Raw genomic sequence first — 21,623 nt, 5'->3', positions numbered from 1 at the left:
AATTATGGTTTTGGGGTAAGCGTGTTGAAATAGACGTGTTCCAACGATGGATGTACCGGTGTAAAATCTGGAAGCCGCTGTTCGGAGAAAACAGTGATATATAATTCCCTTTCGATCAGTTGCTGGCTGATCATCCTATAGTTGGATTGATAATTTTCCAGCTGATTTTTTTCAATGGGTTTTGACCAGATCTTGTTTTTCAGCCCGGCAATAAGTTCGCTTGGTTTTCCCTTTGTAAGGAGCTTTCCCTGATTGATAATGGCTACTTCTGAACACAGATTCCGGACATCTTCCACCAAATGCGTAGAAAGGATCACGATCACATCATTGCTGATCTCGTTAAGCAGAGAATTAAAACGGTTCCGTTCTTCAGGATCAAGGCCGGCGGTCGGTTCGTCAACGATAATGATCTTAGGATTTCCCAGCAATGCCTGGGCAACTCCGAAACGCTGTTTCATTCCACCGGAAAATGTGTGGACTTCCTTGTTTCTAAAATCAGAAAGGTTGACTTTTTCCAACAGGTTTAAAATCTGGTCTTTCCGCTCGGAATGGTTGCTGATTCCTTTTAACAGAGCAATATGCTGTAAAAGGTCATATGCAGATATTTTAGGATAAACTCCAAAATCCTGAGGCAGGAATCCGAGATTTTGTTTGATATGCCCCGGATTTTCCGAAACATTAATTCCGTTGAAGATGATCGTTCCTGAACTTGGTTTCTGCAGTCCTACAATGGTTTTCATCAACGATGACTTTCCGGCTCCGTTAGATCCCAATAAACCGAACATTCCGGTTTCTATTTTTAAAGAAATGTCATTAATCGCTTGAAAACCATTTTTATAGGTGAGATTCAGATTGTTAATTGTTAAAGTATTCATAGAGTGATTTTAGGTCGCAGGATTACCGGCAACGTTTCCATTGCTTTTAATTTGTGTAAAAGTGTTAAGGAAAAGCTTAATTAACTAAAGGTTACGAAAGCTTTTTGATTTATTTAATTATTCTTCTTTATACTCCAGGATATCGCCGGGCTGGCATTCCAAGGCTTTACAGATTGCTTCCAACGTATCGAAACGCACGCCTTTAGCTTTTCCCGTTTTAAGAACAGAAAGGTTAACCACACTGATTCCCAGTTTCTCTGCCAATTCTTTACTCTGCATTTTTCGTTTGGCAAGCATGACGTCTAAGTTGATGATAATTGGCATTTTATATAAATAAATCTTGTTCGTTTTGTAAATGTAAGCCCTGCTTAAAAATATTGGCAAGAAAAAAGCAGAAAATTCCCAGCATGAAATGGATAAAGACCAATCCCCATATGAAGTTTTCCACTTCTACAAAAAAGCTTGCTATAGTAACGATGGGTAAAGGCAGGAAGATATTGTAATTATAAAATCTTTTAAGCTGTACAATATTTCCTTCAGTAAACAATTTCGGCTGAAAAAAAACCTTAAATACTTTTGCTGACAACCAGAAGAAAATTCCGTACGTCAATAAAACTGACAAAAAAGAAAGAATAATATAAGGATAGTTGTTTTCGATATTGAGAAATGGCTGCCCGGCAAAAGGATAATTGATATGCAGATACAGATCATTTTTGTAAGGGGTTACGGCAAAACCCGTCAGCAGGCAAAATACCGAATAGGTAAACGTAAGGAGATAACCTGCAGATAATAAAAGGCATAGGTAATACAGGATCTTTGAAATGTTTTTATTCTGATTCATAGGATATCTAATAAATTTATTAATGCAAATATATAATTAATTATTGTAAAACATTAATTAATTAAAAAATATTTTTAATTAAAGTTTACCGGACTCTTGGATTATGGTAGCACAATTCATATTTTTTGTAAGAACATCTGAAAATCTGACTACAACAATGACCAATTGAACTACTTTTTAAAGCACGGCAATCAGGAACTTTGTCATTGAAAATAAAGTAGGGTTAAAAAAATAAAAAAAGAATCATGCAAAAAAGAAAATTGGGAAACAGCGGATTGGAAGTGTCTGCTTTAGGCTTTGGCTGTATGGGGTTAAACTTTCTGGATGGAAAAGCAATGGACAAAAAAGAAGCCGTCACACTATTACACAACGCCGTTGAAAGAGGAATCACCTTTTATGATACGGCAGAAGCGTACGGACCTTACACCAACGAAGAACTTGTTGGTGACGCATTGAAGCATTGTAGAAAAGATGTCGTGATTGCTACAAAATTCGGCTGTAAAGATGCCAGTCCGGCAGTAGGATTGGACAGCAGGCCCGAAACGATAAGAGCGGTTACCGAGGCCTCTCTGAAAAGATTAAAAACTGACTATATAGATCTGCTGTATCAGCACAGGGTTGATCCTAATGTGCCGATAGAAGAGGTGGCAGGAACAGTAAAAGACCTGATCCAGGAGGGTAAGGTAAAATATTTCGGCTTATCCGAAGCCAGTGCTAAGACAATTAGAAAAGCACACTCAATTCAACCTGTATCAGCATTACAAAGTGAATATTCATTATTCTGGCGTGAACCTGAGCATGAAATTATCCCCACATTAGAAGAGCTAGGAATTGGTTTCGTTCCTTTCAGTCCTTTGGGCAAAGGTTTCCTTACAGGCATTATCAATACAAAATTAGAGGATGTAGACCGAAGAAATGTCCTCCCTCGTTTTACCGAAGAAAACATAAAAGCCAACCTGGTTTTAGTGGATGCGCTTTCTGAAATTGCCCGGCAGAAAAATGTGACGACGGGGCAATTGGCCTTAGCATGGTTGTTAGCAAAAAAGCCGTGGATAGTACCGATTCCGGGAACTACAAAACTGCATCGTTTGGAAGAGAATATTGTCAGTACAAATATTATTTTAACAGCAGATGAACTAACAGAAATTGATACCGCAGTCAATGGAATTACGCTGGTTGGCGACCGGTATCCCGAATTTTTAGAAAAGCAAATTGATAAATAATAAATATACAGCAATGGAAAATATTAAAGGAAAAGTAGTTGCCATTACAGGGGCAAGCAGTGGGATGGGGAAGTCCATCGCTCTGGAATTGGCAAAAAACGGTGCAAAAGTTGTGTTGGGTGCAAGACGGACAGAACTATTGCAAAAGCTGGCAGAAGACATACGAGCTAATGGTGGTGAAGCCTCTTTTATTACAATGGATGTAAAGAATAAAGCTGATCTGGTAAAGTTGGTCAATACGGCAATTGAACAATACGGGAAACTGGATGTAATGGTAAACAACGCGGGTGTCAGCCAGTTAAGCCGCATCGATGATCTGGATATCGAAGGTTGGGAAGAAATGATCGATATCAACCTTAAGGGGGTATTGTATGGAATGGCGGCTGCCATTCCTGTTTTTAAACAAAAGCAAACGGGACATATTGTCAATATCATTTCAACGGCAGGATTAAAAATTACCCCTATGATGGGTGTTTATGCCGGTACAAAAAATGCCATTCGTACGATTTCGGAAGCTTTTCGCCAGGAGTCGGACGGAAAAATCCGTATTACGGGCATCTCACCGGGATTCGTAAATACTGATTTTGCAGACAATATCAGGAACGAAGAAATGAAGATTACTATTCAACAGGGAATGGAACAAATGGCCATTGATCCCGTAGCCATTGCGAATGCGGTGTTATATGCTATAAACCAACCCGGTGATGTTGAAATTGGCGAAATTGTAATTCGTCCGTCAAAACAAAATTGATTACATTCGTAAAAGAAAATGCAGCCACAACCTGACATCCATCACATCCAAAGTATATCGCAGCTGATGCGGCTATTGGAACTTCCTGCACCATTGCACCCGTTGATTGCGTTGGTGGATTACAGCAATGTACCGATGGAAACATTTCCTAAGGGTCGGAAAATAAGCCTTGATTTTTATAAAATTTCCTTTAAACATACATTTAAAGGACAGATAAAATACGGACAGGGCTTTTATGATTTTGAAGAAGGCGGGCTGGCATTTTTAAAACCGAAACAAATCGTTTATCCGCCGGAAGATATCGCAAGCTATGAAGGGATTGCCCTGTATTTCCATCCGGACTTTATCAGAAATTATGCATTGGGAAAAACAATCAGTCAGTATGGCTTTTTTTCTTATGATGTTTCGGAAGCTTTATTTTTATCAGCAAAAGAAAAAGAGATCATAGCCGGTCTATTTGCTTTTATAGCCAACGAGCTCCACACCAATATTGACCATTTCAGTCAGGATGTTCTGGTGTCACAGCTGGAATTGTTGCTGAATTACAGCAACCGTTTTTACAACCGGCAATTTATTACCAGGAAAGCAGTGAATCATGACATCATAACATCTTTGGATCAATTATTAAATACCTATTTTGATGAGGGGAAGGGTTTGGAGAGCGGTTTACCGTCCGTAAAATATATCAGTTCGGAATTAAAACTTTCACAGCGTTATCTGAGCGATATGTTGCGGTCATTCACGGGATTCAACACCCAACAATACATTCAGAACGTCATTATTGAAAAAGCCAAAGAAAAATTATCGTCGACAAATCTTTCCGTTTCGGAAATTGCTTATGGATTGGGATTTGAACATTCACAGTCGTTCAGTAAACTGTTCAAGGCCAAAACCAGTGTTTCGCCTTTGGAGTTCAGGCAGTCGTTTAATGAAGGGCTATAAATAAATATAGTTTTATTGATAGATTTGAGTGATTACGCCGCTTCCGATCGTATTTGAATTAATAAGAAGCTCAAAGTCGATTCCCTCATATATTTTTCCCAACACATCTTTAGCATCTAAAACCAGGATGTCTGCACTCAGGATATCGCCCGGAAAAGCGAGGTCAGTATCTAAAAATGTCTGATTGGCAATAAATTCCTGCTGATCGAACGGAAATCGGATCACACTTCTGAAACCCGATGATACCGGTGTTGCAATTCCTCCGTCTTCTGTAGGAAGATAGGTCAGCATGGCTTTAAAATGAGGCTTTTTAGTCATTCTTGATTTTTAAATTTAATCATCATCAAACCTTAAACCATTCTTTGAGTTTGATTCAGCCAATGGATTAGAAGTGAGATAAAGTACTGTTTTTGCAGCCAATTATTCATCATAAGTTATTATCCGGCCATCTGCATTGGTTACTGTGGTAAAGTGCCTTTTGGAGAAGAAAAATATATCAGTAAATACTTTGTCTTTCACAGTTTCAGCTGAGGAAGTATTGATAAATGATCTGTTAAATGTGATATTGAAAAACAAAAACAGGAAGCTTTCGGGTTCCTGTTTTTTACGAACGATAAAAATCAACCGTTTTATTTATTGAAATTTTCGGCAAAGAAGCCAAGCATGGTTTTGTAGAACTCAATGCGGTTATGTTCTTTCCCGAATCCGTGGCCTTCGTCATATTTTACCATATAGGGCACTTCAAAGCCTTTTGCTCTCAATGCTTTCACGATCTGGTCGGATTCGTTGATATTGACCCTCGGGTCATTGGCTCCCTGGACTACAAACAGCGGCTTCTTGATCTTATCAATCCGGAACACAGGTGACACTTCCTTGGCAATTTTGGCTTCCTCAGGATTATCCAGGTCGTACCATATCTGCTTTACCATTTCTTTGTACGGTTTCCAGTATTCAGGGAAGGAATCGAAGAAAGTGAAAATATTGGATACGCCTACGTAATCAACGCCGCAGGTGTAAAGATCGGGTGTTTTGATCAGTCCCATCAGCGTGGCGTAGCCACCGTGGCTACCGCCATAGATTGCTACTTTGTCTTTGTTGATCCAGCCCTGTGAAATGGCATACTTTACACCGTCTTCCACATCATCCATGGCCTTCCTTCCGATCTGCTTGTAGCCCGACTTCTGGAATTCCTTGCCGTAGCCTCCGGAAATTCTGAAATTCACCTGTAATGTAGCATAGCCCCTGCTCGCAAACAGTTGTGTTTCCGGGTTAAAGCCCCAGTCATCACGGATTCCCTGTGGCCCGCCGTGAGGATTGACGATCAGCGGTACTTTTTTTCCCTGTAGCGCTTCTTTCGGCAGGGTAATGTATCCGTGGATCGTTACGCCGTCCCTGCTTTTAAATTCTATCGGACGCATTTCCGCCATATCTTCCTCTTTAAGCTGCGGCATCAGGTCGAAAAGCAGCTTACTGGTTTTGGATTTGGTATCGTAGGCATAATACTTTCCGTAAAGCTTATCGCTGTCAACCACTACCAGCAGCTGTTCATTTTTATCATCCGACGAAACTACGGAAAACTGCTTATCACCGAACTCCGAAGCCAGTCGGTCATGAACCTCCTTATAAAACGGGCTTACCGGGATGGTTTCGTTTTTAATGCCATTATAGCTGATATAGTCCAGTTCATAATTCCTGTTTTTACCCGCAAGGCTGATGAAATTCACATCAAAATCCGGGTTGGAATATACTTCTTTGATCACGGCATCTTTCTTTACATCATAGAGTACGATCCTCGATTTATCGCCGTCAAGATCCGTCACCACATACGCTTCATCTTTGTTCCCGGAGTTTTCGTTAAAGCTGATGATGTAAAAATTATCTTTCCAGTCTGTGGATTTCAGGAGGTTAAATTTTCCGCTCTGCAGATCTTTATAATACAGCTTCGTGGTCAGTCCGTTTTCCAGGATCGCATATCCCCGAAGATTGCCGTCCTTATCGAAAATATAATTGTCAATCGGGCTGTTGATGTCTTTGTTCTCGTACAACTGCGTCATTTCTCCAGTATTGAAATTGATTTTATACGGTTCAAAAATCTGCTTGTTGTTTTTATTCATTGTAACGATCACAAATGGCGTATCTTTGATGGATCTCACGGTATTTAATGTAATCCCTTCAAAAGGCGTAAGGTCCTTTAGGTTCTTCCCATCAATGTCGGCGGCATACAGATGAAGGTTTTCATTTCCGCCGCGGTCCTGCGTATAGAACAAACGTTTTTTATCCAGCCAGCCATAACTCCTGATGAGGTCATCTTTTTCTTCAAGTGCTTTGGTGATTTTTCCGGTTTTGATGTTCTTGACATACACGTGGTTTTTGCCGTCCTTGTCTTTTTCCTTGTAGGAAAGGTACTGGCCATCCGGTGAAATCTTAAATTGTGAGGCTTTCGGCCTGGCAAAATAATCTTCCACTTTGTATTTGAAATTGCCTTTATCGTACGCAATCAATTGGTCGAAAGTGGCCTTTGTAGAAACAAGGGTAGGATCTCCCGGAAGCTTATTGGTCTGGGTTTGTGCGTTCATCATAATGGAGGATACCACGATGGTGGTAATCCCGAAAATTTTAGCGTTAATATTCATGTCTCATAATTTGGTGAAAAATATTTTTATGATAAGACGCCTTAAACCGGTGTTTTGTTACAGGAAAAGATTATTGTCGGCTATCATTATCAAAGAAAAGACTGTTTTATCTCTACTTGTTTTAATAAAAAACAAAATACTCTTCAATCTCAAAAGTAAATATTTGTTATTTTAAATCAATTACTAATTTAAGAATAATATAAATTTTAAATTAGCGCACAGAGCTCTGCGAAGTTATAGTAATCGGATTACAGCAATACTTAAATTTGCAGCTTGTCTATAATACTAAAAAAGACATGGGAAATGTGAAATTTTACGATTTTAAATTCTTAAATGTAGATTCTCTACATAAAAAATTGGGGAATTATAATAATCGTGCAAATACAATATCTGACTTAAATTATGCAGCATATTTCCAAACCAAACACTTATTTGAACAAATATTAATATTTGCCATTCTAACGAAAATCTAAAAAATTCAAAGTGTATAGACAATTAGAAAAATATTTTAAAACAAGAACTGAAATCGACGATAAGACGCTTTCCTATATTTCTTCATATTTTAAATATAAAAAGACCAAACGAAACGAATTTCTGCTGAAAGAAGGCGAAATTTGCAAACATTACTATTTTGTAAATAAGGGGTGCATACGACTTTTTAGTGTTAATAATAAAGAAGAAGAAGGAACAAAATATTTTTATTTTGAAGATACTTTTGGAACTGCATTACCAAGTCTGATCAATCAGAAAGCGTCATTTGAATTTATGCAGACTATCGAACCTTCGGAATTGTTAGTGATCAACCGGGACGACTACTTTAATTTGGTTGAAACGGTTCCACAGTTTGGTTTTGTTTACAGACAAATCTTAGAATTGGCTTTTATTAAGTCACAAGAACGTATTTATTGTTTTCAAGGTTTGGAAGCAATAGAAAAAGTTCGTTGGGTTTTGACAAACCAGGCAAGATGGTTAACAAGACTATCAAATAAAATGATTGCATCTTATTTAGGGCTTACTCCTCAGACATTAAGCAGATTAAAATCAAAGATTTGAAAACGTGAACATAGGACAATGTTTTAAAAATTTACTCTTATCATCTTTGTACTTCATTAAATAATAAAAAAGTTCAATTATGATTTTAGTAACAACGCCGACAGGCAATACAGGTTCAATGATTCTGCAACAATTGATAGAGCAAGGGCAACAGGTTAGAATTTTTTTGAGAGATCCCAGAAAAATACCAGCCGAAATTTTGGAGAAAGTAGAAGTTGCCACAGGCTCCTTTCTTAATGAATACGAATTTACGGAAGCATTGCAGGGCTGTGATACCCTTTATTTTTGTGTACCTCAAAGCAATACCCAGGAAGATGTAAATGCATATTATGAAGATTTTGCAAAAGTGGCTTCACAAGCAATTAGAAATGCGGGTACAAAAAGAGTTATTTATTTATCCGGTGGCGGCAAAGAAAGTAATTTGCAGGCAGGACTTTTAACAGCGCTGCACAAAAGCGAAGATATAATCAGCCAATCAGGAGCATCCGTAAGAGCATTGCGTTGTCCGGTATTTTTTGAAACCCTTTTGTATCAGATTGTATCTCTGAAAAAAACCGGAATGTTCTTTTTGCCGATTGACGGAAATTACAAATCGCCACAAATTGCAGTACGAGACATTGCATCAAAAGCAGTAGAACTTTTAATTGATAACACCTGGACAGGCGTTGAAGGATTTGCAGTTCACGGTCCGGCAGACATAAGTTACAATGAAATTGCGCTGCAAATGAGTGATGTAGCAGGAAAACCTATCCGTTTTCAACAAGTTTCAAAAGAGGATTATATAAAAACGCTTTTGGAAGAACATCACACAAGTAAAGCATTTGCAAACTCTTTAACAGAAATGCTGGAGGCAATTGGTAGTGGTCTATATGCCATAGAACCGAGAACAGAGGCAACTACAACCACGACAACTATTAAAGAATGGATGATTGAAAATTTGATTTCTAAAATAAATTAAAGCTAAACAGGGACACAAAACAAGTAAAAGGTTAATAAATAAAACAATCCCACAGAAACAAAGCGGCAATTAAAAAGTAGTTTTGCAATATTGGGACAGAGGTTGTAAATTTGAAGGTTTGTTCCTTTAATGTCCCGGCATTGCATAGCTGCAATCCTTAATAATACGATATCTAAATCTCGGAATAATCAATACTTACATGCTATTTAAAAGGTTATTTACTGAATAAAATATTTTAGATGTAAGGATCTGAAGTTTGAAAGTCTAAAAAGACAAAAACGGTCAGATAGATGATAAAGATATGGAATAAAACAAGATGTGCGATTCCAAAAAAGATTGATCTTAAAAAACGATTTGATGTATTCATCCTACAATGATGACGGAATTACATATATTTTATAACCAACTATGAACTAAAAAATGATGACAGAGAAATTTCCTGCAATAAATAGCACACTTTCACCGATAGCACTTGCTGAGATGATCCAGCGAAAATATGGATTCACCAGCAAAACGGAATGCCAAATATTTCGGCTTGCTATGAATCATTTATATCTTGTTCATGATGGCGAAAACAAATATGTCTTTAGAGTGTACACGCATAATTGGCGGACAAAGTTGGAAATTAAAGAAGAATTAAGGCTTTTAACGCTCCTAAAAGAGGCGGGCCGGCCAGTTGCTTTCCCAATAGCAGATAAATCGGGTACTTTTATTCAGGAAATTGAAGCACCGGAAGGAATAAGGTTTGGTGTTTTATTTTCGTTTGCTAAAGGTGTGAAAACGGCAAAGTTTTCTGACCAGACAAGTTTTTTAATAGGGAAGGCATTGGCAAAAGTACATCAGTCCACAGAAGATCTTCAACTGAGGCGAATTTCTTATAATGCTCAAAATTTGTTTAAGGATTCTGTTTTAAAAACGAAGGAATTCTATAGTACAAATAGTAACGAAACTCAATTTTTAGAAACCCTTTCTGCTTTTTTAACGCTGAAAATGGAAGCTCTTAACAAACAGAAAATGAGATATGGAGCGGTTCATCTTGACGTTTGGTTTGACAACTTACACATTGATGATGAAAAAGAAATAACATTTTTTGACTTCGATTTTTGTGGCAACGGCTATTTATGCTTTGATATTTCTTATTTCCTATTCCAGTTATTTTCAACTCATTTGAATGAAGAGGAATATCAGGCAAAAGCAGATGGCTTCATAAAAGGGTATGAGACTGTAGCCGAAATGAGTAATGATGAAAAGGAGTTTTTGCCCTACGCCTGTTTAGCAATCATGACCTATTATATAAGTGTTCAGTGTGACAGATTTGAATATTGGACCAATATTTTCCTGAATGAAGACCATTTAAAAAGAATGGTTGGGAATTTAAAACGATGGATTGCTTACAACAAGATTGAGATGGAATAACAAATTGACAAGCTAAAAGTCTTAAAAAAAGATAGGTAAGTAGCTATTACAGATAAATCGGTTTTAATTAAATTTTATATACATCATAATATTTGTACATTGATTTCAGCCACTTCGCCAAGCTGAAAATGGTTAATGATTGATATAACGAATATCAAAATGCCTTCTAAATGGCATGGAAATTATTAATAAAATAAATGAAGAATAAAAATTATCATCTTCTTTTATAGATAAGCGGATGATAAATCACTAACAGGTCTTCTGTTTCAATCATTAATCATTATAGTAAAAAAAAGCGAATGACTGAAAAGAAATTGAAAATCCGGCAGCAGGCATTTGCATTAACCGTCTGTACTATTGTATTCATGGCTGTTTACAATCTTTCTACTTGGTATGCTTCTTCTGCACATCAAGTACCATCATTTACTTTTAACTTCGAGAGACTGATCCCATTCGTGCCTTTATCAATTATTCCATACATGGCAAGCGGGCTTTTTTTCTGCATCGTGTTTTTTTCATGTAAGAATAAAAAACAGTTAAAAATATTAACATGGAGAATGCTTTTTGTAACAATGGCAGCAGGAATATTTTTCGTGACAGTTCCTTTACGGTTTTCATTTGTAAAACTTGAAGTGTCTAATACTATTTTGAATCTCCCTTTTTCATTTTTAGAAACATTTGATTCACCTTTTAACCAGTCCCCATCACTACATATTGCTTTCGCCTTTATATTCTGGTCGGTATTCAGAGATCTTTCAAGGTGGCGCATTTTCTTAATGATCTCTCTGGTACTTGTTGGAATTTCAACCTTGACCACTTATCAGCATCATGTAATTGATGTATTAACCGGAGCCACCCTTGCACATGTTAGCTTTATCATCATTCCTTACCATAAAAATAATCCTGAACAACAAAATTTCCGGTGGGCAAATTATTATTTTCTATTAGGCTGGATTTTCATTTCAGCTGCTCTTTTTCTGAATCAATATATGAGTGTTGAAGGATTAATAATTTTATTACCTGCATTAATAGCAATTATCATCGGATATTATCACCAGAAAAACAGCAGTAATTTATCTCTGTTTGTTTTGATAAAAAGCAAAATATTTGTCAATCGGGGGAAAATTAAGATCTGAAGTTTTGTTAAGGTCATACTCTCAAAAACGGCCGGCATTATTTATAGAGGTCTTTATGCGTTTACAGTCGTTTATAGGGAAAATATTATCTTTCTAAGTTACAGCCACCAGAGAAACATTATTCATGTCCTTTCTTATGCCTGAAGAAATAGGATGCCCATTATAAATGTTGTTTTCATTTGTTATAAATTATGATTTCAACATATAAGAAATATCATCTCTAAAGATAGGGTCCATTTTAAATGATTAATTTTCCAAGATTCAAATCAATCTTTTTATAAGAAATTATCCTTATATTTAACACTGGTCAATCTATAGTCATGCATTGAATACATGCTTTCCTCAATACATAATAATCATTTTTTTCCTGATAATCTTATATAGATCATCATTACCAGGTAAAAAAAATTATTGATCTGAAGAGACTAAAAATTGAACATTAGGATCCGTTATGGGCATTAGCACATTTACTGACCCTCAGTTATATATAAACAAAATTTGATATGGAACCAGAAAAAGAACGAAACAGCGAAAATTCCCGGCGGGAATTTTTGAAGAAATCAGGCGTACTGACTGCTTTAGCCCTTACTCCCACTTCCCTGGTGGCAGCACTGGACAAAAAATGGGATGAGAAAGTGGCTGAATATTTTGAAACGGTTCAATTGATTATAGAAATTAACGGGAAAAAACATTCCCTGAAAGTGGAACCTCGCAAAACTTTACTGGACCTCCTAAGGGAAGACCTTCAGCTGACAGGCAGTAAAAAAGGCTGTGATCATGGTCAATGCGGTGCTTGTACGGTGCATGTTGACGGTGTGCGTGTTTTATCATGCCTTACGCTTGCGTCCATGCAGCAGAATACAAAGGTAACAACGATTGAAGGTCTTGCAGAAGGCAGGAAGCTGCATCCCATGCAGAAAGCATTTATTAAACATGACGGTTTCCAGTGTGGCTACTGTACCTCAGGGCAGATCATGAGCGGCATTGCCTGTATTAAGGAAGGGCATGCCAACAGCAGGGAAGAAATCAGTGAGTATATGAGTGGGAATATCTGCCGTTGTGGTGCTTATCACAATATTGTGGATGCCATTCAGGAAGTTAAAAAAAATGGTGAGAAAGTATGAGAAATTTCCAGTTGCTTAAAGTGACCAGTCCCGCATCTGCTGTGGCGGCTATTAAGAAAGATCAGAATGCTCAGTTCATAGCAGGAGGAACCAACCTCGTAGACCTGATGAAAAAAAATGTTTCCACGCCTGATAAACTTATTGACATTAACGGTCTTCAGTTAAAAGAAATCTTACAGGGAGAGGGGAAAACCCGGATCGGAGCACTGGCAAAAAACAGCCATGTGGCAGAAGATAAAACCATCATGCGTAAACATCCGCTGCTTTCTCTGGCCCTTGCTGCGGGCGCTTCCCAACAGATACGCAATATGGCTACTGTTGGAGGTAATATGCTGCAACGCACGCGGTGTTCTTATTTTTATAATACCGATCTTCCTTGTAATAAACGGGTACAGGATAGTGGCTGTGGTGCAAAAGAAGGGTATAACCGGATGCATGCTATCTTTGGAGCTTCTGAAAGTTGCATTGCCGTGCATCCCAGCGATATGTGTGTCGCATTAGCAGCATTGGATGCCGTTATTTTTACCAACGGGCCGAAAGGCAACCGGCAGATCAATTTTGTGGATTTTCACCGGTTGCCGGGTAATTCACCAGAAAAAGATACGATACTGGAACATAATGAGCTGATCACAGCGATTGAAATCCCGGATCACAATTTTACTAAAAATATACACTATCTTAAAGTGCGTGACCGGACCAGCTATGCGTTTGCTCTGGTATCCGTGGCTGTAGCATTAGACATGCAAAACGGATTAATTGCCGATTCACGGCTCGCCATGGGAGGAGTATCACATAAGCCGTGGAGGCTGAATGAGGTTGAGACATTTCTGAAAGGGAAAAAGGCTGATGCAGGAACTTTCAAAGAAGCGGCAAAACTTGCAATGACAGGAGCTAAAAGCTATGGCGGCAATGACTTTAAACTTACCTTAGCTCCCAACTCTATAATTGAAGCACTGACCATTGCTGCCTCAAAATAATTTACTATGAGTAAAACACAAAACTTAAACAGGGTGGACGGCTTTGCCAAAGTGACTGGCAGTGCTACGTATTCAGCCGAATATAAAATCCCCGGTGTCACCTATGCATGCCTTGTCGGCAGCACCATCGCAAAGGGAAAAATCAAAAATATCGATACAAAAAAAGCAGAGCAGGCACCAGGCGTATTGGCTGTAATCACTCATAAAAATATCGACAAGCCTGCGGGGTATCAAAAACAGAAAGAGGCCCGGAACTTTGGGCAGCCTCAGCAGATTTTAAAAGATGAGACCATTGCCTACTATGATCAGCCTATTGCCATTGTCATTGCAGATTCTTTTGAACGGATGCGTTACGCTGCAAGCCTTATTAAAGCAGAATATACAGCGGAAAAACATATTACAGACCTTCACCAGGCACTGGATAAAAGAAAAATGCCTGAGGGAGAGCAGTCCAAGGATTATTCCCGCGGTAATGCTGAAGCTTATAAAAATGCCGAAGTCAGTCTGGAGCTTGAATATGTAATGCCTGCCGATGTGCATAATCCCATGGAGCTGGCCAATATCATTGCCATTTGGGAAAATGAAAAGCCGGTACTTTATACAAAAAGCCAGGGGGTGGAAGGAACCCGAAAGAGTGTAGGGAATGTATTTGGAATCGATTCTGAAGAAGTAACTGTTCATTCAGAATTTGTAGGTGGTGCCTTTGGAATGGGACTTCATACCTGGCCTTACGAGATTGCTGCGCTGGTTGCCGCGAAACAACTGAAAAAACCTGTTAAACTGGTGCTTCATCGGGAACAGATGTTTACCAATGTAGGATTCAGGCCTTACACGATACAAAAAATAGGAATTGGTGCTACAAAAGACGGAAAACTTACCGGACTGAGCCATGAAGCAACAGGTCAGACTTCAACATATGAAGATTTTACCGAAGCAACCGTGAACATGTCACGTTTTTTATATGATTGTGCCAACGTTGCCACTAAGTATAGAATTGCACCTATCGACGTAGGATCGCCTATCTGGATGCGTGGACCCGGCGAAGCTACCGGAGCTTTTGCTCTCGAATCGGCAATGGATGAAATGGCTCATAAGCTTGGTTTAGATCCTATTGAGTTCCGGAAAAGAAATCACGCAGATAAAGACCAGGAAAGAAATAAACCCTGGAGCAGCAAGCATGTCCTGGAATGTTATGAGGAAGGAATGAGACGTATAGGATGGGAAAACAGGAAGAACACGCCCGGCACCAATAGGGAAGATGGCTGGCTGGTAGGATACGGCATGGGCACCGGAACCTTTGGATCGGGGCGTAATAAAACTTCTGTCAGAGCGAAACTTTTGCAGGATGGCAGGCTGGAACTGGAATGCAGCGTTAATGATATGGGGCCGGGTACGGCAACGATGATGACGGCAATCGGAAGTGAAATTTCAGGAATACCGGCCGAGAAGATCATTATTACCATGGGAAGCAGCGGTTTACCGAAAGGTCCCACGCAGGGAGGATCTGCGACTACTTCATCAGTAGGCTCAGCCGTGTTTGAAGCATGTACTAAGCTTAATGAGAGTATTTTAAATCTGGCATCAAAAGATCCTGTTTTCAAAAGTGTTCCTGCTGATCAACTGAAATTTTCCAATGGTGAAATTGTTAATGGTAACGGAGCAAAGCGTTTAAATTCAGCCCAATTGCTTTCCAACAACGGATTAAGCGTACTGACAGCAGAGGTGGATTCCAAAGACAGTGAAGAGGCTAAAAAATATTCCATCTATTCTTATTCTGTACACTTCGTAAAAGTTCTCGTTAATCCTGCTATTGGCAGAATCAAGCTTGCCCACGTTGTCTCCTGTGCAGATATCGGTACGGTAATTAACGAAAAAACTTCTGCAGGCCAGATGTATGGAGGTGCTGTTGGCGGTATCGGAATGGCATTGCATGAAGCACTGGAATTTGATCATCGTTTTGGAAGGGCGATTAATAATAATTTAGCCGATTACCATGTACCGGTAAATGCCGATATTATTAAGCAGGAAGTTTTCTTTGTGAATAAGAAAGATCCCTACAGTAATCCTATGGGTACAAAAGGCCTTGGCGAAACAGCCCTTGTAGGAATGGCACCGGCCATTGCCAATGCAGTCTTTAATGCTACAGGAAACAGGGTAAGGGACCTGCCGATTACGCTTGATAAAATATTGATTAAAAAATGACGGAATTAAGCAAGATTATCAGCTCCTACAGACAGGCAAATTCAGAAGGGAAGCAGGCTGCTTTGGCCACCGTGGTTAAAGTTGAAGGTTCCTCATACCGTCAGCCCGGAGCACGGATGCTGGTTAATGAAGACGGGATATTAACCGGAGCCATCAGCGGAGGATGTCTTGAAGGGGATGCTCTGCGTAAAGCCCTGCTCGCCATTCATCAAAAACAAAACAAACTGGTCACGTATGATACCAGTGATGAGGACGCTGTAGAAATTGGTGTCCAGTTGGGCTGTAACGGCATCGTTCATATTCTTTTTGAATATATTGATCCTGAAAATTCTGAAAATCCTGTTGCACTGCTTCAAAAAGTTGAAAATTCCCGTGATGATCATGTGATTGTGACGGTATTTTCTTTAAAAAGAAACGCTGTCCAGGTCGGTACTTCAGCAGTTTACAATAGTGATGAAAACACTGGCAATATCCAAAAGGGTCTGATCAATAAGGTAAGACAGGCTTTTCTTGATAAATTATCATTAATTACAAATTTGGAGACAGAAGGTGAAGAACAGACTGTTTTGATAGAATATATCCCTCCTCCGCTTTCACTTATCATTGTCGGTGCGGGAAATGATGTCCAGCCTCTTTCTAAAATGGCTGATCTATTAGGTTGGGAAGTGACGGTTGCGGAAGGAAGGGTGACGCATGCTACTCAAAAGAGATTTCCTGAAGCTAAAAAAATACTTATCATAAAGTCTGAAGAATTCATTAACCATATTGTAGTAGATTCACGGACCTGTGTAGTGCTGATGACCCATAATTATACCTATGATTTCGAAGTTTTAAAACAAATGGTTACTCAGAATTGTAGGTACATTGGAGTTTTAGGGCCAAAAAAGAAACTCAACCGGATGCTTGATGATTTAAAAAATGCCGGACGGTTGCTCACTGATGAACAATTAAATAAAATTTACGGGCCCGTTGGTCTGGATATTGGAGCAGAAACCTCTGAAGAAATTGCATTGTCCGTAGTAGCAGAAATCAAAGCCATTATGGAAAACAGGGATGGAAGTTCACTGCGCGATAAAAAAGAAAAAATACACCGTTCAATATTTACGATATACAATTAAAATGATTAAAGATTCTTTCGGGCGTGTCCATGATTATCTCAGGATCTCATTGACAGATCATTGCAACCTGCGCTGTTTTTACTGCATGCCGGAAGAAAAATATGCTTTTGCACCTGTTTCCAAATTAATGCAGGCAGATGAAATTGAAACCATAGCCAGGCTTTTCGTTGACAACGGAGTTAAAAAAATACGGCTGACCGGTGGTGAACCGCTGGTTCGTAAAGACGCGCCGAAAATACTGCAGTCTTTAGGGAAACTGGGAATTGAACTTGCCATGACAACAAATGGGGTAAGGATTGATGAGATGCTCGAAGAAATAAAGTCAGCAAAAATCAAAACCCTCAATATCAGCCTCGATACCCTGCAGCAGGATAAATTCTTCAGGATTACCAGAAGAGACCTTTTCCAACGCGTACGAAGTAATATAGAGCTGGCAGTAAAAAATAACATCCGGGTAAAATTGAATGTCGTGGTCATGAAAGGCCTTAACGACGATGAAATAGTAGATTTTATCGCATTAACCCAATATCAGAATATAGAAGTACGTTTTATTGAATTTATGCCATTCAGCGGCAACCGGTGGACGAGCAATCAGGTCTTATCGCTCGAGGAAATCATATTGAAAATTTCAAGCCGATATGAGATCATTCCCCAGAAGCCGGTAGCGAATGATACCGCCAAAAGATATTCCATCCCCGGGCATACAGGTTCATTTGCCGTGATCAGTACGATGAGTGCCCCGTTTTGTGATACCTGCAACCGGATACGTCTGACTGCTGACGGTAAACTGAAGAACTGTCTTTTTTCTAAAGGAGAAACAGATCTGTTAGGAGCTTTACGAAGAGGAGAAGATATTCTTCCGTTAATCGGGCAGACAATTATGGGCAAAGCTAAAGCACTGGGGGGACAATTCAGCGGTGTTTTTGATGATATTGACGTAAATACATTGGAAAACAGAAGTATGATCACGATAGGAGGCTAATGAAAACAGGAATCATCATATTGGCGGCAGGCAATTCTTCCAGATTGGGAACCCCAAAACAATTGCTGAAGTACAGCGGGAAAAGTTTGCTGTATCATGTTGCCCAACAAGCGTTAAAGGTTACTGATGCTGTAATTGCCGTAACGGGTTTTGAAAAGATTTCAATCGAAAATGAAATCAAAAATCTTCAATTGTTCACTGCTTACAATCCTGACTGGCAGGAGGGAATGGGCTCATCCATACGAATAGGTGTCAAGAGTATATTACATGAATTTCCGAACATCGGAAACCTCATTATTGCTGTTTGTGACCAGCCATTTATTGATTCTTCTGTATTTTCTGAATTAATGACAAGAAGCCGGGAAAGTCAAAAAAAAATTATTGCCTCCTCTTACGACGGTGTCTTGGGGACTCCGGTACTTTTTGACAGGAAGTATTTCGATCAACTGTCCGGACTTTCCGGTAATGAAGGTGCAAAGAAATTATTACTCCGGTTTTCCCAGGATGTAGGAGCTGTTGATTTTGAAAAAGGCCGTATTGATATTGATACAAAAGACGATTATGAACAACTTATCCAGCATCATGATATCAGTACAGGTTGCTAAAAATATAATTCACAACACTTTACTGCCCAGGAGAAAAGGGATTTTGCCTATTTCAGAAGCCTCCGGATTTGTGACTGCTGATGAGATATTTGCTTCTGTTGATATTCCGAATTTTGCACAGTCTTCAATGGATGGCTATGCTATCAGGTTTGAAGATAGGGATCAGCCTCTCCGCATCGTTGGAGAAATGGCTGCAGGAAGTTCCCGGACGCTAAAGATCAAAAAAGGGGAGGCAACAAGAATATTTACCGGTGCACCCTTACCGGACTGCGCAGATACCGTCGTTATGCAGGAGAAAGTTAGGGTTGAAAATGGCATTTTGGTCGTATTGGATCAGAAGATATCGGTTGGATTGAATGTCCGGCCGAGAGGCTCTGAGATTAAATCCGGAGTGTCCGCAATGGACTCGGATACCTATCTTTCTCCTGCCACCATTGGATTTCTTGCGGGTATTGGCTGTATTGAGGTTCCTGTCTTTCTACCTCCGAGAGTAGCGCTGATTCTCACTGGAAACGAATTGCAAAGTCCCGGTCAGCCATTGGAATTTGGTCAGGTCTATGAAGCAAATTCTTTTCAGCTGACTGCTGCATTAAAAAAAACAGGCATACAGAATATCGATATTTATACTGCGGAAGATCATCCTGAATTGTTATACAATGTTTTACAAAAAGCCCTGATGGAAAATGACGTGGTTCTTTTGAATGGAGGCGTAAGTGTTGGGGATTATGATTTTGTAACCCAGGCAGCGGAAAAATGCAAAATTAAACAACAATTTCATAAGATCAGGCAGAAACCCGGGAAACCGCTGTTTTTTGGAACAAAGGATGAAAAACTTGTTTTTGGCCTGCCCGGAAATCCGTCATCCTCATTAACCTGCTTCTATGAATATGTTCTTCCTGCGCTGGAAAAGTGCATGGGCTTAAGAAATTCTTTAACAGAAACAACAGCAATTGTGACAAATGACTATATAAAACCTCCAGGTTTTACTCATTTTTTGAAAGGATTCTATGATCATGGAAAAGTAATGCCTTTACATGCCCAGGAGTCATATCGGCTGCATTCTTTTGCCCAGGCTAACTGCTTTATCGTATTGGATGAAAATTCTATGGGATGCCAGACAGGAGAGGAAGTAAAGGTTCATCTTTTACCGGTATAATTTTCAGACTTCTTATTTATATCCATTACTAATTAGGCATATAGGTACCATATTTAATTTTTAAATGTAATTGCGGTTCCTTTTTTGTATCGCTGTAGGTATACCAAATCAAAGGCTTATGATGACCAGCGAAAAACAATCCATCGTTTTAACAGTGAATGGCCGGGAACAGCAATTGCAGTTGTTGCCATGGGTTTCTCTTTTAGATGCTCTGCGGGAACATATCCATTTAACAGGCACGAAAAAAGGATGCGATCACGGACAATGTGGCGCCTGTACGATTTTAGTGGATGGAAAGCGGGTCCTGAGCTGTCTTACCCTTGCCGTGATGAAGGACGGTGCGGAAATTACAACCATTGAAGGAATTTCAAATGGCGAAGAGCTTCATCCTGTACAGAAAGCATTTATTGAACATGATGCCTTTCAATGCGGATACTGCACACCAGGACAGATATGCAGTGCAGTGGGAATGTTGAATGAAGGAAAAGCAAAAACCAGGGAGGAAGTTCAGGAGCTGATGAGCGGTAACCTTTGCCGTTGCGGAGCCAACAGAGGAATTATTAATGCTATTATGGCGGTAAAACAGGATTCTTATGAATAATTTTTCTTACAAAAAGGCGCATAATGTTGATGATACCGTTTCATTATTAACGGAAAACCCTGGAAATAAAATAATAGCCGGAGGTACAAATCTGGTTGATCTCCTTAAATATTTTGTTACAGAAGCTGATACCATTATTGATATCAATCCCACTGCAGCAATGAGGGATGTAATGAAGATTGATAACAATGGTTTACGAATCGGGGCTTTGCTCACCAATGCAGAAACAGCCTATCATCCCGAAATTGAAAAAAATTATCCGCTGTTATCAAAAGCAATTTTGGCGGGAGCGTCAGCACAGATCAGGAATATGGCAACCAATGGCGGAAATCTACTCCAGAAGACAAGATGCTATTATTTTTACGATCCTGTAACGCCTTGCAACAAACGAGAGCCAGGATCAGGATGCTCTGCAATGAAAGGATATAACCGGATCCATGCTATTTTGGGACATAGCGATCAGTGTATTGCCGTGTTTCCTTCAGATATGTGTGTCGCTTTGGCAGCACTTGAAGCGGTAATCAATATCTCAGGTCCGGAGGGTGACAGAAAAATTGATTTTAAAGATTTTCACAGGCTTCCGGGCAATACTCCGGAAATTGATAATAATCTTAAAAATAATGAAGTGATTACCGGAATCGATCTTCCTGAAAAAGGCTTTCCTGATAATTACTCGTATCTGAAACTCAGGGACAGAAATTCGTATTCTTTTGCTCTGGTTTCCGTTGCCACTGCTTTTAAGATTGAAAATAATATAATAACAGAGGCCCGGATTGCTTTGGGAGGTGTTTCCCATAAGCCCTGGCGCGTCATTGACGCAGAAGAGTTTCTTAAAGAAAAAGAGCCGAATAAAGAGAATTTCGGTAAGGCTGCAGATATCATATTGAACGGAGCCGTTGGGTTTGAACACAACAGTTTTAAAGTTAGTCTGGCAAAAAAAGCGATTATCAGAAACTGTGTAATGGCTCTTTATCCCGAATCACAAAGGCCCGGTGCAAAACCGTCTTTATAATTTAACAAAAATGTAAGT

General features: G+C 39.3%; 21 protein-coding genes. 16 read left to right on the top strand and 5 right to left on the bottom strand.

Annotated features, from left to right (window positions below):
* Positions 1–2 precede the first annotated feature (2 nt).
* The 3 genes from MKJ01_RS03095 to MKJ01_RS03085 all read right to left on the bottom strand — a co-directional run bounded on the left by MKJ01_RS03095 (position 3) and on the right by MKJ01_RS03085 (position 1,716).
* A complete protein-coding gene (locus MKJ01_RS03095) occupies positions 3–875 on the bottom strand; it encodes an ABC transporter ATP-binding protein (RefSeq protein ID WP_241611529.1) in 873 nt (290 codons plus the stop codon).
* 117 nt (positions 876–992) lie between these two features.
* Positions 993–1,199, bottom strand: a complete 207-nt coding sequence (locus tag MKJ01_RS03090) for a helix-turn-helix transcriptional regulator (protein ID WP_241611531.1) — start codon at positions 1,197–1,199, stop codon at positions 993–995.
* Between the two features lies 1 nt (position 1,200).
* The gene (locus MKJ01_RS03085; protein WP_241611533.1) at positions 1,201–1,716 is read right to left on the bottom strand and encodes a DUF2975 domain-containing protein; all 516 of its coding nucleotides are present in this window, start codon (positions 1,714–1,716) and stop codon (positions 1,201–1,203) included.
* A gap of 245 nt (positions 1,717–1,961) precedes the next feature.
* On the opposite strand from MKJ01_RS03085, the gene MKJ01_RS03080 reads away from it, so the two are divergent.
* The 3 genes from MKJ01_RS03080 to MKJ01_RS03070 are packed head-to-tail and all read left to right on the top strand — an operon-like array spanning position 1,962 to position 4,632.
* Positions 1,962–2,939, top strand: coding sequence for an aldo/keto reductase (locus tag MKJ01_RS03080; RefSeq protein WP_241611535.1), 978 nt, complete (start codon positions 1,962–1,964; stop codon positions 2,937–2,939).
* A gap of 13 nt (positions 2,940–2,952) precedes the next feature.
* Positions 2,953–3,690, top strand: coding sequence for an SDR family oxidoreductase (locus MKJ01_RS03075; RefSeq protein WP_241611537.1), 738 nt, complete (start codon positions 2,953–2,955; stop codon positions 3,688–3,690).
* Between the two features lie 18 nt (positions 3,691–3,708).
* Positions 3,709–4,632, top strand: a complete 924-nt coding sequence (locus tag MKJ01_RS03070) for an AraC family transcriptional regulator (RefSeq protein ID WP_241611538.1) — start codon at positions 3,709–3,711, stop codon at positions 4,630–4,632.
* A gap of 12 nt (positions 4,633–4,644) precedes the next feature.
* Here MKJ01_RS03070 and MKJ01_RS03065 read toward each other — a convergent pair whose 3' ends face one another.
* Complete coding sequence (locus tag MKJ01_RS03065) at positions 4,645–4,950, bottom strand: hypothetical protein (RefSeq protein ID WP_241611539.1); 306 nt, start codon at positions 4,948–4,950, stop codon at positions 4,645–4,647.
* A 311-nt stretch (positions 4,951–5,261) separates the two neighbouring features.
* Positions 5,262–7,265, bottom strand: coding sequence for a S9 family peptidase (locus MKJ01_RS03060; RefSeq protein ID WP_241611540.1), 2,004 nt, complete (start codon positions 7,263–7,265; stop codon positions 5,262–5,264).
* A 483-nt stretch (positions 7,266–7,748) separates the two neighbouring features.
* Here MKJ01_RS03060 and MKJ01_RS03055 point away from each other — a divergent pair, with 483 nt between their 5' ends.
* The 13 genes from MKJ01_RS03055 (at position 7,749) to MKJ01_RS02995 (ending at position 21,605) form a co-directional block, all read left to right on the top strand.
* Positions 7,749–8,318 carry a Crp/Fnr family transcriptional regulator gene (locus MKJ01_RS03055; RefSeq protein WP_241611541.1) on the top strand — a complete coding sequence of 190 codons (570 nt, stop codon included), beginning with the start codon at positions 7,749–7,751 and terminating at the stop codon, positions 8,316–8,318.
* Positions 8,319–8,397: 79 nt separating this feature from the next.
* Positions 8,398–9,276, top strand: coding sequence for an NAD(P)H-binding protein (locus MKJ01_RS03050; protein WP_241611542.1), 879 nt, complete (start codon positions 8,398–8,400; stop codon positions 9,274–9,276).
* 420 nt (positions 9,277–9,696) lie between these two features.
* On the top strand, positions 9,697–10,692 hold the full coding sequence (locus tag MKJ01_RS03045; protein ID WP_241611543.1) for a phosphotransferase: 996 nt from the start codon (positions 9,697–9,699) through the stop codon (positions 10,690–10,692).
* Between the two features lie 299 nt (positions 10,693–10,991).
* Entirely contained in the window at positions 10,992–11,828 is an 837-nt protein-coding gene (locus MKJ01_RS03040; protein ID WP_241611544.1) for a phosphatase PAP2 family protein, read from the top strand.
* A 503-nt stretch (positions 11,829–12,331) separates the two neighbouring features.
* Entirely contained in the window at positions 12,332–12,952 is a 621-nt protein-coding gene (locus MKJ01_RS03035) for a (2Fe-2S)-binding protein (RefSeq protein WP_241611545.1), read from the top strand.
* Positions 12,949–13,929 (top strand): xanthine dehydrogenase family protein subunit M, encoded by a 981-nt coding sequence (locus tag MKJ01_RS03030; protein ID WP_241611547.1) that lies wholly within the window; start codon positions 12,949–12,951, stop codon positions 13,927–13,929. Before MKJ01_RS03035 ends, MKJ01_RS03030 begins: the two co-directional genes overlap by 4 nt.
* A 6-nt stretch (positions 13,930–13,935) precedes the next feature.
* Complete coding sequence (locus MKJ01_RS03025; RefSeq protein ID WP_241611549.1) at positions 13,936–16,131, top strand: xanthine dehydrogenase family protein molybdopterin-binding subunit; 2,196 nt, start codon at positions 13,936–13,938, stop codon at positions 16,129–16,131.
* The gene (locus MKJ01_RS03020) at positions 16,128–17,249 is read left to right on the top strand and encodes an XdhC family protein (RefSeq protein WP_241611550.1); all 1,122 of its coding nucleotides are present in this window, start codon (positions 16,128–16,130) and stop codon (positions 17,247–17,249) included. Before MKJ01_RS03025 ends, MKJ01_RS03020 begins: the two co-directional genes overlap by 4 nt.
* A gap of 1 nt (position 17,250) precedes the next feature.
* Positions 17,251–18,231, top strand: a complete 981-nt coding sequence (gene moaA, locus MKJ01_RS03015) for a GTP 3',8-cyclase MoaA (protein WP_241611552.1) — start codon at positions 17,251–17,253, stop codon at positions 18,229–18,231.
* The gene (locus tag MKJ01_RS03010; protein WP_241611554.1) at positions 18,231–18,836 is read left to right on the top strand and encodes an NTP transferase domain-containing protein; all 606 of its coding nucleotides are present in this window, start codon (positions 18,231–18,233) and stop codon (positions 18,834–18,836) included. The genes moaA and MKJ01_RS03010 overlap by 1 nt, the downstream gene beginning before the upstream one ends.
* On the top strand, positions 18,793–19,992 hold the full coding sequence (glp, locus tag MKJ01_RS03005) for a gephyrin-like molybdotransferase Glp (protein ID WP_241611556.1): 1,200 nt from the start codon (positions 18,793–18,795) through the stop codon (positions 19,990–19,992). Before MKJ01_RS03010 ends, glp begins: the two co-directional genes overlap by 44 nt.
* Positions 19,993–20,110: 118 nt before the next feature.
* Positions 20,111–20,593, top strand: coding sequence for a (2Fe-2S)-binding protein (locus MKJ01_RS03000; RefSeq protein ID WP_241632466.1), 483 nt, complete (start codon positions 20,111–20,113; stop codon positions 20,591–20,593).
* On the top strand, positions 20,586–21,605 hold the full coding sequence (locus tag MKJ01_RS02995; protein WP_241611558.1) for a xanthine dehydrogenase family protein subunit M: 1,020 nt from the start codon (positions 20,586–20,588) through the stop codon (positions 21,603–21,605). The genes MKJ01_RS03000 and MKJ01_RS02995 overlap by 8 nt, the downstream gene beginning before the upstream one ends.
* Positions 21,606–21,623: the final 18 nt, after the last annotated feature.

The organism is Chryseobacterium sp. SSA4.19 (genome assembly GCF_022601875.1).
Classification (GTDB): Bacteria; Bacteroidota; Bacteroidia; order Flavobacteriales; family Weeksellaceae; genus Chryseobacterium.
The sequence above is the reverse complement of the archived record's forward strand: the minus strand, read 5'-3'. Positions and strand labels throughout refer to the sequence as shown.